This window comes from Kaistella antarctica (genome assembly GCF_900109615.1).
Classification (GTDB): Bacteria; Bacteroidota; Bacteroidia; order Flavobacteriales; family Weeksellaceae; genus Kaistella; species Kaistella antarctica.
The window spans coordinates 476,703-490,748 of sequence record NZ_FOIX01000003.1 but is presented as its reverse complement, the minus strand read 5'-3'; the positions used below and the strand labels follow the sequence as shown (position 1 = coordinate 490,748).

Here is a 14,046-nt window from a genome sequence, read left to right as displayed (position 1 = left end):
ATATATTAAAAGAAAGAATTAAAATTTAATAATGTCTTTCATTTTTTCGTTTTCTTCGTTGACCATATCGTCGTCTACCAAAATTTTACCAGAGTGTTCGTCAATGATAATCTTTTTACGTTGAGCAATTTCCATTTGTTTTTGTGGAGGCAAGGTAAAAAATGATCCTTTCGGCGCACCTCTTTCAAGTCCTACAACTGCTAAACCGTTTGGTGAATTGGTACGGATTCTTTGGTAAGAAGCCAATAATCTCTCATCAATTTTTTTAGCGAATTCTTTTGATTTTTCGATCAGGAAATCTTCTTCTTTCTGAGTTTCAGAAACTAAATTTTCAAGCTCCTCTTTTTTGAATTTTAAGTGGTTTTTCAAATCTGCAATTTTAGAATTTAACTCTTCTAGAGTTTCATTCTTATGACCGATCGTGGCACCAAATTCATTAATTCTTTTTTCTGCAAGTTGCATTTCAAGCTCTTGGTATTCAATTTCTTTATCTAAAGATTCGAATTCCTTATTGTTTCTTACGTTATCTTGCTGAGTCTTATATTTTTCAATCAAAGATTTTGCGTGATTAATCACTTCGTTCTTTGTATTGATTTCATCGTTTTGAAGCTTGATTTCACTTTGGAATTTTTCTGACCTTTTGTCTAAACCTTCGATCTCGATTTCTAAATCTTCTACTTCAATAGGCAGTTCACCTCTTGTACTTCGGATTTCGTCTAGTCTTGAATCGATAATTTGTAGGTCGTAAAGTGCTCTTAGTTTGTCTTCAACGGCGATTTCTACTGTTTTTTTAGCCATATTTTATAAAAAATAGTTTACAGGGTTGGTTTTCTCGGTAGATTTTGAGACTGCAAAGGTAGTGAAATTTTGTGATAAAATCTCAACTAAATGCTCAGTTACAAATTGTTCAGATTCAAAATGGCCAATATCGCAAGTCAACATTTGACCTTCGCCCAAGAAATAATCGTGGTATTTAAGATCGCCTGTTAAATACGCATCACAATTTTGGGAAAGTGCGGCTGCTATTCCACTTGCGCCACTTCCACCTAAAACTCCAACTCGTTTTATTTTTTTGTTGGTAAAATTAGAATGACGAATCACCTTCAAATTGAATTTATCTTTAATATATTTCAAAAAGTCATCTTCAGTAATCGCTTCCTCAAAATCGCCAAATCGACCTAATCCTAAGTACTGATTTTCATTCTCTAGGTGAATAATTTGATAGGCAACTTCCTCATAAGGATGCGCGGATCGCACTGCAGCAAGAATTTGATTTTTTTTATAACTCTCAAAAACCACAGCAATCTTCGCTTCTTTAACAATCTCTCTAACATTCTTGGTTCCAGAAAACGGATCAGATCCTTCCATCGGCCTAAACGTACCTTTGCCAACCAAAGAAAAACTGCACTCATCATAAAAACCGATATTTCCGCCACCAGCTTCAAACATGGCATCTTTTACTTTTTCAACTGAATCAATTGGTACCATCACTTCTAATTGATGCAAATCTTGCTTTTTCGGCATTAGGACTTTTTGGTTTTTCAGGCCTAGCTCTTCGCAGATTCGAAAATTCACGCCTAGATAGTCATTATCAAAGGCGGTATGAATCGCATAAATTGCAATCTTATTTTCGATGGCTTTAAGTATTGCTTTTTCAACATAATTTTTTCCAGTAATAGATTTTAGACCGGAAAAAATGATCGGATGAAAAGTAACAATAAAATTTAAATCTTTGGCAACCGCCTCATCTATTACATTTTCGAGAGTATCATGACAGACAAGAATACCCGTTATCTCTCTATTTGGATTTCCGCAAAGTAAGCCTACGTTATCATAATCTTCTGCTTGTGCTAAAGGAATACTTTTTTTTAAAACTAAAACAGCTTCGCTAATTGTCATTTTGTTATGTTTGCAACGAATTTAAGAATTAAATTTGTAATCATATCGCCAATATTAATGGAAAGAGAACATAATTTTTTACCAGAGCGGATCCGATGGAAGCGCAAAATATTCCGGATTATTTTCAAATCGGATACCAAATTAGGTAAGTATTTTGACATCTTGTTGTTAGCACTAATCCTGCTGAGCACCTTGATTGTAATGATGGAAAGCGTAAGGATTTTCGATGCAAAACTTCATAAATTATTTGTAATTATTGAGATTGTGATCACCGTTTTCTTCACGATAGAATATGTGTTGAGAATCATGACCATAAAAAATAAGAAAGATTATGTTTTTAGTTTTTTCGGAGTTATTGATTTTCTAGCAATTCTACCTTTCTACCTAAGTTTATTCTTTCCAATTACCAAGTATTTCTTAATTATCAGAATGCTGAGAATGTTAAGGATCTTTAGAATCTTGAATTTAATGGATTTCATGAATGATGGCTATTTCATTGTGACGGCCTTAAAGAATAGCTCTAGAAAAATTTATATATTCCTTTTATTTCTGATGATTTTCTCAGTGATTGTAGGATCCATGATGTTTATGGTGGAAGGACATCGAGAAGGTTTTGAAAGTATTCCTCAGAGCGTCTACTGGGCGGTCGTAACGGTGACAACTGTTGGTTATGGAGATGTTTCACCAGGAACACCTTTGGGTAAGTTTCTATCCGTATTATTGATGTTAGCAGGTTATTCCATCATTGCAGTTCCGACTGGAATTGTTACCGCAGAAATGAGAAACAAGCGCCAGGAAATTGGTAAGAGATGCGACCGTTGTGGGAATGGCGACATCGATGATGACTCACGGTTTTGCAAAATTTGTGGTGAGAAAATAGTTTAAATAAAAAAGGTGCATTAAAAAATGCACCTTCTCCTTTTCCTAATCATTTGTGTTTCGATTAATAATTTCTCAATCTGTAATCATTTTGGAGTGTAAGAAAAATCATCATTTGTGTTTTTGATTGGTTATTCGTGTTCACCCGATTTTAAATAAAAGTTTGCAATAATTCAGTTTATATCAACTATTATCCAGCTGATCGTGATTTATTGTAGTAAAAGAATAGGAAAATAAAAATTTCATCATAGCTCTGTTTTGTTTTACAAATATAAAAGATAATAATTTCACAATACACAGTTAAAACACCCTATTTTATCAAATATAAAATTTGAAGCAGTAAAAATTATTATTAATCTTTGTGATGTAGATAATAATTACCGTAAATAGTTTTATTACAAAGTTGCAATTTTAAATAAAACACATATTCTAAAATAAAAAAACACCTCAATTTCTTGAAGTGCTTTAGTGAATTTATCATTTGGTAGAAGCCGCTCAAAACGGTATTCCTAAATTATTTTGTCGAAATAGAGTTCACTTTAACCAATTTAACATCGAATATTAACCAGGCATTTGGTGGAATAATTCCTCCAGCACCGTTTGCTCCATATCCTAATTCTGATGGGATTAATAAAGTTGCAGATTCACCTTCATTTAATAAAAGTATTCCTTCGTCCCAACCTTTAATCACCTGTCCTACCCCAATTGGAATTTCAATCGGTTCATTTCTTTTGAAAGAAGAATCGAATTCTGTCCCGTCAACTAATTTTCCTGCGTAGTGTACAGAAACATTATCACCAACATTGGCTTTCTTACCCTCAGTTTTTTCCGTGATTTTGTAGTATAAGCCAGATGGAATTACCTGCATCGTCGCCTTTAAATCATCAACTAATTTTTGTTGATTAGCGGCGAATTCTTCTGCTTTCTTTTTTTTATCAGCTTCTATTTTATCAAGAATAGCTTTGTTGTTTTCTTTAATTTTCCCTTTTCCTTCAGAGAAGATTTTAGCGGCGTCATAAGTTTTGTAGTCGTCACCTTTAGAGAAAATCGCTACTTTTTCTAAAACCACATCAGTTTTAGGCTTGTCCTGAGCTCCCTTTTCAACGGTCGCAATAGAATCAACCACTTCAAGACCGTTCACTACTTCACCAAAAATAGTATGCCTACCATCTAAGTGAGGAGTTGGAACTTCTGTAATGAAAAATTGAGAACCATTTGTGTTCGGTCCCGAATTCGCCATTGATAAAATCCCTTTTCCTGTATGTTGCAGGTCATTTCTTTCATCATCGAATTTATAACCTGGATCGCCCATTCCGGTTCCTTTTGGATCACCACCCTGAATCATGAAATCCTTGATCACTCTGTGGAAAATAGTTCCGTCGTAAAAAGGAACACCTTTACCTTTCGCGGTGTTGTCAATTTTACCTTCAGCTAGTCCAACAAAATTGGCAACCGTAACAGGTGCTTTTTTGTCTTCAAATTTTACAATCATATTTCCTTTTGACGTTTGGAAATTGGCGTAAAGTCCTTCTTTCAGGCCTGCGTAAGTTTCTTTGTCTACGTTCATTTTTTTATAAATTGGGGTGCAACTTGCGATCGAAATCGCTGCTATCGCGATTAGTAAATTCTTTTTTAACATAAATAGCAATATTTTATAGTACTTTTAATTTTATTATTAAAGGCATATCGGTGGCAATCTGATCATTATCACCATAGGTTCCAAAACCTAGGGCGGACGGAATCAAAAGAGTGACTTCTTGCTCTTTTTCCATATATCTTAAAGCATCTTCAACTGGTTTCAATTCTTCGAATCGACCGAAAACCACTTCTTTTTTTTGGACCGAAGCTTCATATAATTTCACCAAATCAAAATCGTGAATATCATACTGGTAAGAGATTGCTTCACCATTATTTTTTCTGGTTTGATTTTGAAGTTCTTTCACATTGACCCAATAATTCAAACTCATTGGGAAAAATGCTTCATCTTGATTTTTAATCCATTCTTCAATCTGATTTCTCTCCAATAGATTAAGGTTTTTCGACCTGTTCTTTGAAATATTCAAATCTTTCTCACTCAAAATCCCACCGACTGGCGCATGGGTTGGTTGATGTTTTACACAACCAATCAAAATAAAAGAGGAAAGTAGGATTATTTTTTTCATAAAAACTTTTGCGAAAATAAGCATTTCGAATTACATTTAAAAACGAAAAAACCGAGAAAAAATTATTCTCGGTTTAAATTTACTATCAGCATTGAAACTTAAGCTGTTTCTAATATCTTTTTTTCTACTAAAACTCTCCAGCCGAAAGGATCTTCGGCAACATTAGTTTGAAGATCAACCAAGTCTTTCTGAAGCGTCAAGGCGAAACTATCTTCTAAAGTTAAAATTGGTAATTCTAATTTTTCACCTTCATAACCGATCGCTTTGAAAACAGTTGTTACTACAGCCGTCCCAACGCCCCAAACTTCTTTCAGCGATCCGTTTTTGTGTGCTTCTACAACTGATTTTACAGAAATAGGTTCTACTTTTAAATCAATTCCTCTTTTTTGAGCTAATTGTATAAAACTATCTCTGGTAACTCCATCTAAGATTTTTTCAGAAGTTGGTGGTGTGTAGATGGTATCGTTAATTCTAACAAAAACATTCATTGTTCCACTCTCTTCGAAATACTCATGTGTAGAATCGTCCGTCCAGATGATTTGCTCATAACCTTCTTCGTTGGCTAATTTTGTTGGATAAAAAGAAGCCGCATAATTTCCAGCTGCTTTGGCAAAACCGACTCCACCATTTGCTGCTCTGGAGTAATAATCAGAAATTTTTACGGAGACTGGTTCAGCATAATAACTTTTTGCTGGAGTTGCTACGATTGCGAACATATATTTATTAGCAATTCTAGCTTTTAAAGCTTCTTCGGTCGCGAAAATAAGCGGACGAATATATAACGAATTCCCTTCACCATAGGGAACCCAATCTCTATCTAAATTAACTAAAGCTTTCAAACCTTCCAAAAAAACCTCTGCAGGGATTTCTGGCATTGCCAGTCTCGAAGCAGATTTATTAATTCGGGAAAAATTCTTTTCAGGCCTGAAAATGAAAACCTGATCATCTTTATCTTTATATGCTTTCATTCCTTCGAAGCAAGCTTGTCCATAATTAACAGCCATCATTGCTGGAGAAAACGGAAGTGGCCCATAAGGCATTAGTTTTACATCACCCCATTTTCCATCTGCATATTCACAAATTACCATGTGATCGCTAAACATATTTCCAAAAGAAAAGTTCTCTGGATCAAATTCGGAAATTCTTGGATTAGTAGATTTTTGAATTATCATTTTTAAAATTTTTATTGGTCTTCTACAAATTTATAATAATTTTTTTAATATCAAAATTTTAAATTAATTTTGAAAAAAATTACAATGGAAAGAGAAATTAGAACTACCTCTGATCGAAGCAAAACATTATATATCAATGGTTTAAATGAAAACTATCATTCGCATCACGGAGCCCTTCAAGAAGCTCGACACGTGTTTATTGATAATGGCTTAAATTTAATATATGATTGCGAAATTAATATTTTAGAACTCGGTTTTGGAACAGGTCTTAATGTTTTAGTCACAATTGATGAATTTTTGAAAACTGACAAAAATCATATTATTCATTATTTTAGTTTGGAAAAGTATCCCATAACGTCAGAGGAAGTTCAAGAATTAAATTACGGATCTCTTTTTGAAAAACCAGAAATGACTGAAATTTATTATAAAATCCATTTTGCTGAATGGGGTAATTCAACCGAAATTTTGCCAAATTTCTTCTTAACCAAATATCATTGTGATTTTTTCGAACTTGAGAATTTAAAGTTACCAGAAATTGATTTGGTTTATTTTGACTGTTTCGGTGCTAGAGTTCAACCTGATTTATGGGAAAACCCAATTTTTGAAATGGTCGCAGATACAATGAAATCTGGCGGATTATTAACTACTTATTCTTCTAAAGGCAGTGTTCGTCGCATTTTGCAGGAACTTGGATTTACGGTAGAAAAAAAAGCGGGACCTCCTGGCAAACGTGAAATGATCAATGCTATTAAAAATTGAAAAACAATTTGAAATTTCCTAGCTTTGTTACTATTGATAAAACAAATCCTAATTATGATTGAGAAAATTAATGTAAGAGTGTATGCAATGATTGTGAAAAATAGTCAAGTAATGGCTCTACACGAAGAATACGTCGGCCAGCAGCTGATGAAGTTCCCGGGTGGTGGATTGGAGTTTGGGGAAAGTATTTTGGAATGCGTAAACAGAGAATTGGAAGAGGAGCTCAACATCAAAGTTAAAAATGTGGAGCATTTATATACGCAAGAGGATTTTCTAGTTTCGAAATTTCGCGACAATGAACAACTCCTAAGCATTTATTATCAAGCAGAAATGGTTGATGAAAACGAACTGCTCATTATGGATCCTTGTATCGAAGAAATAGAATGGGTTTCCCTCGCTGCCGAAGAAAACCCATTTTTGTTACCAATTGATAAAATTGCTTTCGAGGTTTTAAAGAAAAAATTGCTATAAAACGTCGTTTAAAACTTTTGCCAAACGCAAGCCTCCATATAGTAATTGGCGCTCAACAAGTGGTTGAAACTTATAATTATAATCGTAAGAATAATTTACATCAGCTTTCGAATTTGCGTAAATTCTGTTCGCGGCGCGATGGCTATCAAATAACCAATCTTCTAAAGTTCCCAACTGAATTGTTTTTACCTCTTCTTTGGATTTTACATCTAAAACGCGGGCGTATTCAGTATAACTGTATTTTTCGAAGTCGACCATTTTCGAATCCCAAAGCGTGTGTAAATTAGTTGGTGATCCAAAGTAATTGAGCTTAATTCTATTGCCTCCTAAATCTTCTAAACGACCGATGTGAAGCGGTTGAGCTGAATCTCCAATCAAATGGATAAGAAATCGTAAAGCAATTTCGCGATCCTGAGCTGAAGTGTTTTTATCTTTAATCTGGTCAGAAAGAACTTTAATTTGAGTATAAATGTTCGGTCCCTGTTGCGCTTTTAAACTTTCTGAAAATTCTTTGATATTTGTTTGTGGGGGTACATTCACATAATGCCATCTTTCTGTAGGTTTCCAAACACCCGTGGTATCGGATTTAATTTGATCTGGCCAGTTGGCCCAATAAGCCAGCTTCTGGTCACTAATAATTTTCTTTAACTGTCGTTTTGCTTTTCCCGAAAGGTGATTTTCTGCAATTTCTGCAATAACTCGATGACCGGTTGTTCCCCATGAATAACCGAAATTAAAACTCAGTAATGCCAGAAGCAAAACTGAGTTTTGAAAGATTTTTCTCATATTATTTTTTAACTTTAAAGGTAAGATACCCTGGATAAGGTTGCAAATATCCGCTATTCCAATTACTTTGCAGCAATGATTCGATAAATTCATCACTTCTATCGAGATGCGGATTGTAAGGTTCTTTAATACTGACATCTGCGATATTCCCTTTGACGTTCCACCAGAAAGCACTCCAACCTCCTCTAAGTTCTTTAATAATGTCGTAAACGGTTTTGCCAGTGGCGCGGTTCATCAACTTTGCGAAGACTCTGCCTTCTGTAGTCGTTAAGTCTCGTAATTGAAGTTCATATTGATCAGCCAGTTTTTTTTGACGATCGTTAACGTACTGCTTTTGGGAATTTTTGTCAAGAGTTTGCATCTCTTGCTGAATGTCTTCATATTGTTCTAAAGCAGTCAGAAATAATGGGTAAACTCTATTCAACTTTTTATTCAGAAAATAGAAATAATTACGGTCGAGCTGATTATTAAAACGAGGTTTATTTAATAGGACAAGTTCATCCATCACCACCACATTCTCGCCATTTATTTCATAAATTCTTGCCTTTTGGGATTCGTCGTAGTAATATTTAATTCCGAATTCATCTGTTTTTAAAAGTTCAGCAGGATACTCACTTATTGGTTTTAACGTCGTTAATAACTCTTGAGCATTTGTGTGAAGTCCGAAAAACAGAACAAATAATAAGAACAGTTTGCTAAATTTCATTATTTTTACCTTCTATAAAATCAAAATCTAACTTAACAAAATTCATTCCCTTCTCATGAAATTTGAAAACAATTCATTACAATTCTTAGAAACTTATTTAAACACTGCGTCCCCCACTGGTTATGAACATAATGGCCAAAAAATTTGGATGGATTATTTAAAACCATACGTTGATCAAATTGAAGTCGACCATTACGGAACATGCTATGGAATTATAAATCCTGAAGCAGAATTTCGAGTCGTTATTGAAGCTCACGCTGATGAAATCTCTTGGTATGTCAATTACATCACTGATGAAGGATTAATCTACGTCATTAGAAATGGTGGCTCAGACCAAATGATTGCACCTTCGAAAGTAGTTCATCTTCATGGTGAAAAAGGCGTCGTGAAAGGAGTTTTTGGTTGGCCGGCGATTCATACCAGAGGAGCGAATTCTGATGAACCTATTCCGAAATTAGATAATATTTTTATTGATCTTGGCTGTTCTGATAAAGAAGAAGTCGAAGAATTAGGAGTTTTTGTCGGAACAATGATTACGTATCCGGATGAATTCTTCCAATTAAACGATAAATATTTTGTCTCACGAGCTTTGGATAATCGGGTTGGCGGTTTCATGATTGCCGAAGTAGCAAGATTGTTAAAGGAAAACAAGAAGAAACTTCCCTTCGGCTTGTATGTTACCAATTCTGTGCAGGAAGAAGTTGGTTTGTATGGCGCTAATATGATTGCGGATACCATTAAACCACATATTGCAATTATAACGGACGTTACTCACGACACTTCTACCCCAATGATTGAAAAGAAAAAAGAAGGTGATACAAAATGTGGTGACGGACCTGTGATTTTCTTTGCACCCAGCATTCATCATAATATTCGGGAATTAATCGTAGAAACTGCAAAAGTAAAAAAAATCCCTTTCCAGCGAGCGGCTTCGAGCAGAGCAACCGGAACCGATACTGATGCCTTTGCTCATTCAAATGGTGGAGTTCCATCGGCTTTAATTTCATTACCGTTGAGATATATGCATACGACGGTCGAAATGGTTTCTCAAGATGATGTTGCCAACGTGATTAAACTCATTTATGAAACTTTATTAAAGATTAAACCAACTATGAACTTAAAGTATCATTAATTTGGAAAGTCAATTAAAAAGAGAAAAAGTAAATTGTAAAAAAGTCAAAATGAAAACAAAATTAATCTCACCCTCGCTTCTATCGGCAGATTTTGGTAATTTGGAAAGAGACATTGAAATGTTAAATCAATCTCAGGCAGATTGGTTGCACGTTGATGTGATGGACGGAAGATTCGTTCCTAATATTTCCTTTGGATTTCCAGTAATGAAAACAGTAAAGCAATATTCGAAAAAGTTTATTGATGTGCATTTGATGATTGTGGAACCTGAAAAGTATGTAGAAGAGTTTATCGATCGAGGCGCAGATTTGGTTTCTGTGCATTATGAAGCTTGCATTCATTTGCACCGAGTTATCAATTTAATTCAAGAAAAAGGAGCGAAAGCCGGTGTGGTTTTGAATCCAGCGACGCCCGTTTTAATGCTTGAAGATATTATTGCTGATGTAGATTTGGTGTTACTCATGAGCGTAAATCCGGGATTTGGTGGACAAAAATTTATTGAAAACACGTACAAGAAAATCGCTGAAACCAAAGATTTAATTTTATCAAATAACTCCACAGCTTTAATTCAGATTGATGGAGGTGTAAATCTGGATAATGCTTCAAAACTTTTCGATGCTGGTGCAGATGTTTTAGTCGCAGGTAATGCAGTTTTCTCAGCAGACGATCCCGCAAAAATGATCGAACTATTGAAAATCTAAAATAAGATCTTAGAAAAAGATAAAATGTAGAGCATTCAAATAAAATGAAAAACCTTTTAGTATCAAAACTAAAAGGTTTTTTTTTTAAAGTATTCATCAAAATAAATTGATGAAAAATTCTATAATTTCTTAGAAAATTTCTCTTCCTGAAAAGTGGAAACTCGCTTCAATCAAAGCATTTTCATCTGAATCTGAACCGTGAACTGCATTTTCGCCTACGCTTCTTGCAAACATTTTTCTGATGGTTCCTTCCGCAGCATCTGCAGGGTTTGTTGCACCAATTAAAGTTCTGAAATCTTCAACTGCATTTTCCTTTTCCAAAACTGCGGCAACGATTGGTCCTGAACTCATAAAGTCAACCAATTCTCCGTAAAAAGGTCTCTCAGCGTGAACTTCATAGAATTTTTTTGCATCTGCGTTCGTAAGTTGAGTTAATTTTAAAGCTTTCACTTTATAACCAGCTTCTGAAATTTTTCCTAAAATAGCACCAATATGTCCGTCTGCAACAGCATCTGGCTTGATCATGGTGAATGTAATTTTACCTGACATAAATCTTGTTTTATTGTGGCGCAAAAATACAATAACTTTTCTATATTTGTATTGAAAATTCATACAGAAGCGAGCCAAATTTATTTTGGCATGGAAATTGTAAATTTATTTCCGATTCTCAATGTTTAATTTGAGTTTTCATGGTTATTAGTTTTTACCCAGCTTCGGCTGGGTTTTTTTTATAGCGCAGAATTCTCCTCAGCTTCTTCCATGATTTTCAAGTATGTAATGTAACGCGTCTCCTCAATTTCTCCCGCTTCAATTGCTTCTAGGACAGCACATTTCGGTTCGTTGATGTGCATGCAGTTGTGAAATTTACATTTCCGACCAGTTTTAAAAATCTCGGGAAAATAATGTTGAATTTCTTCTTTTTGAACGTCTATCATTGCAAACTCCCGAACTCCAGGGGTGTCAATAACGCTTCCGCCAAAATTCCAAAAATGCATTTGTGCAAAAGTGGTTGTATGTTTTCCTTTTAAATGAGTAGATGAAATTTCGGAAGTTTTAATATTAAATTCTGGCTGCATCGAATTAACTAAAGTTGATTTCCCACTTCCGGAATGTCCAAAAAATACGGAGACTTTATCTTTAATGATATCTTTTAATTGCTCTAAATTCAACTTTGAATAAGAGGAAATCTCTAAGGTTTCATATCCTATATTTTGATACATTGCTTCAATCTCCGCCGAAATTTCTTTCTCTTCCTCAGAAAGTACATCCATTTTATTAAACAGAATTAATGGTTTAATGTTGTACGCTTCACAACACGCCAAAAAACGGTCGAGAAAACCGTACGATGTTTCCGGATGTTTAAGGGTAAATATAAAACAAGCAACATCAATATTCGACGCAATAATGTGTGCTTCCTTAGAAAGATTTACTGCTTTCCGAATTAAATAATTTTTACGTGGTTCAATTTTAGTAATCCAAGCTACATCATCGATTTCCAACGAAAACTCTACTAAATCGCCTACTGCTAGAGGATTAGTTAAGCGGGTTTTTATCAATTTAAATTTCCCGCGAATACGAGCCTCGAAAAATCTGCCAGTTTCATATTCTAAAACCTGGTACCAACTTCCAGTGGATTTTGTGATGAGTCCTTTCACTAATAATTATTAATAGAAATTAAATTTAAAAATATAATTAAATACTATTTTGAACCTCAATCGATTCTTCGTGAATTGCCTTAAAAACTTTTTCAATGAATTCTGCAGACATTCCCGATTCATCAGCTTTTTGAGTCGCATATTCCGTAATCACTTTCCATCTTTCCGGTTGAAAAATTGCGATGTTGTTGTCTTTTTTCAGACTTCCGATTTGTTCAGAAACCTTCATTCTTTGAGACAACAATTCAATCAGCTGAAAATCTAGGTCTGAGATCAAAGTTCGATGACGTCCCATTTCTCCATCAAAGGCAGAAATGTCAGAATTTCTAACTTGTAAGTTTTGAAGTAACTCAGATAAAGTCTCAGGCGTAATCTGCTGGGCAGCATCACTCCAAGCGTCATCTGGCGAGCAATGTGTTTCAATCATCATTCCCTCATAACCAACATTCAAAGCTTCCTGAGCTATTCCTGCTAAACCAGTTCTGTTCCCACAAATATGCGACGGATCTACCAACATTGGAATGTTTGGATATTGATTTTTAAAATCTAAAGCAATCTGCCAATTCGGAATATTTCTATATTTTGTTTTTTGATACGTAGAAAAACCACGGTGAAGAACACCCAAGTTTTGAACATCTTGACCCAACAATCTTTCTAAAGCGCCAATCCACAAAGCCAAATCAGGATTAACTGGGTTTTTTATCAAGACTGGTTTGTTCGTTCCTTTTAAAGCTTCAGCAATTTCCTGCACGGTAAAAGGATTTACAGTTGAACGTGCACCAATCCATAAAATATCGACATCAGCTTCTAAGGCAGCAGCCACGTGATGCGCATTCGCAACTTCAGTTGCAGTTTTAAAGCCGTATTCCTGTTTAACTTTTTTCAACCAGTTTAGACCGATCACTCCTACTCCTTCAAAACCGTTTGGTTTCGTTCTAGGCTTCCAGATTCCTGCTCTGAAAATAGGAACATCAGCATTTGATTCTTTGATTCTTTTGGCTGTCTCAAGCATTTGTGCTTCACTTTCTGCACTGCAAGGACCAGCAATAATTAAAGGCTTGGAAAACTCTTTAATCCAATTGTTTTCTAAATTCTGTAAATTCATGGTGTGGGTTGAGAAATATTTATTTTAACTGAAATCCAACTTGAAAAGATCATCTAAATCTTTTAAGAGCGGATTTATCTCGGCAAATTTATCAAAAATCTTTCGTTTGGTGATAATTTCTTTTTTCATGGTGACGTCAACTGAAAATTCAACGCTAATATTGAAATGATTGACTTTGTGCATGAAATGATTGAAGAAATCGGAGCGTACTTTGTCAAACTCTACTTTTGCCGATTCTGATGGATAGGTAATTACGACGATGTTTTCGTCTTTCTTTTTTAGTTTAAAGGAATTAATTGCATTATAAACAATGACATCTTTTTCCTGAAGTTCTACCAAGAATTTTTTCCATTCAATTTGTAAATCAGTTTCGGAGAAATGCTGACTTGGCAAATCTTTCTTCGTAGAAGCAATTATTTTATCAGGCTCTTCTTCCTCTGATTTTGTCAAAGCTGCACTAATGCTGAACTGGGATGGTTTTTTGGGTAATCCAATCGGTTCAGAAGTTTTGAGAACTACTTTTTTAACTTCCTCCGGAATTTCTTTTGGAATTTCTTTCGGTGTTTCTTTAGCAACTGGAGAAGTTACCATTACAGCAGAACTAAGAAAAGGCGCTAAAA

Annotated in this window: 16 protein-coding genes; 5 read left to right on the top strand and 11 right to left on the bottom strand. The window is 34.7% G+C overall.

Features of this window, described 5'->3' with window-relative positions; translation table 11 throughout:
• Window positions 1–18 precede the first annotated feature (18 nt).
• Together BMX49_RS10835 and BMX49_RS10830 are read right to left on the bottom strand one after the other, a co-directional pair.
• The gene (locus BMX49_RS10835) at window positions 19–798 is read right to left on the bottom strand and encodes a zinc ribbon domain-containing protein (protein WP_034720668.1); all 780 of its coding nucleotides are present in this window, start codon (window positions 796–798) and stop codon (window positions 19–21) included.
• Between the two features lie 3 nt (window positions 799–801).
• Window positions 802–1,899 carry a Nif3-like dinuclear metal center hexameric protein gene (locus BMX49_RS10830; RefSeq protein WP_034720667.1) on the bottom strand — a complete coding sequence of 366 codons (1,098 nt, stop codon included), beginning with the start codon at window positions 1,897–1,899 and terminating at the stop codon, window positions 802–804.
• Between the two features lie 57 nt (window positions 1,900–1,956).
• Here BMX49_RS10830 and BMX49_RS10825 point away from each other — a divergent pair, with 57 nt between their 5' ends.
• Complete coding sequence (locus tag BMX49_RS10825; RefSeq protein ID WP_034720666.1) at window positions 1,957–2,784, top strand: ion transporter; 828 nt, start codon at window positions 1,957–1,959, stop codon at window positions 2,782–2,784.
• Between the two features lie 508 nt (window positions 2,785–3,292).
• Here the strand turns inward: BMX49_RS10825 and BMX49_RS10820 are convergent.
• The 3 genes from BMX49_RS10820 to BMX49_RS10810 form a co-directional block, all read right to left on the bottom strand.
• Entirely contained in the window at window positions 3,293–4,345 is a 1,053-nt protein-coding gene (locus BMX49_RS10820; RefSeq protein WP_034721543.1) for a peptidylprolyl isomerase, read from the bottom strand.
• Between the two features lie 85 nt (window positions 4,346–4,430).
• The gene (locus tag BMX49_RS10815) at window positions 4,431–4,940 is read right to left on the bottom strand and encodes an FKBP-type peptidyl-prolyl cis-trans isomerase (RefSeq protein WP_034721540.1); all 510 of its coding nucleotides are present in this window, start codon (window positions 4,938–4,940) and stop codon (window positions 4,431–4,433) included.
• A gap of 98 nt (window positions 4,941–5,038) precedes the next feature.
• A complete protein-coding gene (locus BMX49_RS10810; protein ID WP_034720664.1) occupies window positions 5,039–6,112 on the bottom strand; it encodes a branched-chain amino acid aminotransferase in 1,074 nt (357 codons plus the stop codon).
• 84 nt (window positions 6,113–6,196) lie between these two features.
• Here BMX49_RS10810 and mnmC2 point away from each other — a divergent pair, with 84 nt between their 5' ends.
• Both mnmC2 and BMX49_RS10800 read left to right on the top strand, forming a co-directional pair.
• The gene (mnmC2, locus tag BMX49_RS10805; RefSeq protein WP_034720662.1) at window positions 6,197–6,871 is read left to right on the top strand and encodes a tRNA (5-methylaminomethyl-2-thiouridine)(34)-methyltransferase MnmC2; all 675 of its coding nucleotides are present in this window, start codon (window positions 6,197–6,199) and stop codon (window positions 6,869–6,871) included.
• Window positions 6,872–6,925: 54 nt separating this feature from the next.
• On the top strand, window positions 6,926–7,342 hold the full coding sequence (locus BMX49_RS10800) for an NUDIX hydrolase (protein WP_177169192.1): 417 nt from the start codon (window positions 6,926–6,928) through the stop codon (window positions 7,340–7,342).
• On the opposite strand, the gene BMX49_RS10795 is transcribed toward BMX49_RS10800, so the two are convergent.
• Complete coding sequence (locus BMX49_RS10795; RefSeq protein ID WP_034720660.1) at window positions 7,337–8,128, bottom strand: S1/P1 nuclease; 792 nt, start codon at window positions 8,126–8,128, stop codon at window positions 7,337–7,339. The two genes, BMX49_RS10800 and BMX49_RS10795, sit on opposite strands and share 6 nt — an antisense overlap.
• 1 nt (window position 8,129) lies before the next feature.
• A complete protein-coding gene (locus BMX49_RS10790; protein WP_034720659.1) occupies window positions 8,130–8,834 on the bottom strand; it encodes a DUF4294 domain-containing protein in 705 nt (234 codons plus the stop codon).
• Between the two features lie 55 nt (window positions 8,835–8,889).
• On the opposite strand from BMX49_RS10790, the gene BMX49_RS10785 reads away from it, so the two are divergent.
• Together BMX49_RS10785 and rpe are read left to right on the top strand one after the other, a co-directional pair.
• Window positions 8,890–9,966, top strand: a complete 1,077-nt coding sequence (locus BMX49_RS10785) for a M42 family metallopeptidase (protein ID WP_034720656.1) — start codon at window positions 8,890–8,892, stop codon at window positions 9,964–9,966.
• 49 nt (window positions 9,967–10,015) lie between these two features.
• A complete protein-coding gene (rpe, locus tag BMX49_RS10780; RefSeq protein ID WP_034721536.1) occupies window positions 10,016–10,666 on the top strand; it encodes a ribulose-phosphate 3-epimerase in 651 nt (216 codons plus the stop codon).
• A gap of 129 nt (window positions 10,667–10,795) precedes the next feature.
• Here the strand turns inward: rpe and BMX49_RS10775 are convergent, their stop codons facing one another.
• The 4 genes from BMX49_RS10775 to BMX49_RS14890 all read right to left on the bottom strand — a co-directional run bounded on the left by BMX49_RS10775 (window position 10,796) and on the right by BMX49_RS14890 (window position 14,017).
• Window positions 10,796–11,215, bottom strand: a complete 420-nt coding sequence (locus BMX49_RS10775) for a nucleoside-diphosphate kinase (RefSeq protein WP_034720653.1) — start codon at window positions 11,213–11,215, stop codon at window positions 10,796–10,798.
• 179 nt (window positions 11,216–11,394) lie between these two features.
• Entirely contained in the window at window positions 11,395–12,321 is a 927-nt protein-coding gene (gene rsgA / locus BMX49_RS10770) for a ribosome small subunit-dependent GTPase A (RefSeq protein ID WP_034720651.1), read from the bottom strand.
• Window positions 12,322–12,358: 37 nt separating this feature from the next.
• On the bottom strand, window positions 12,359–13,426 hold the full coding sequence (locus BMX49_RS10765) for a chorismate mutase (protein ID WP_034720649.1): 1,068 nt from the start codon (window positions 13,424–13,426) through the stop codon (window positions 12,359–12,361).
• Between the two features lie 24 nt (window positions 13,427–13,450).
• On the bottom strand, window positions 13,451–14,017 hold the full coding sequence (locus tag BMX49_RS14890; RefSeq protein ID WP_246005122.1) for a DUF8439 domain-containing protein: 567 nt from the start codon (window positions 14,015–14,017) through the stop codon (window positions 13,451–13,453).
• Window positions 14,018–14,046 lie beyond the last annotated feature (29 nt).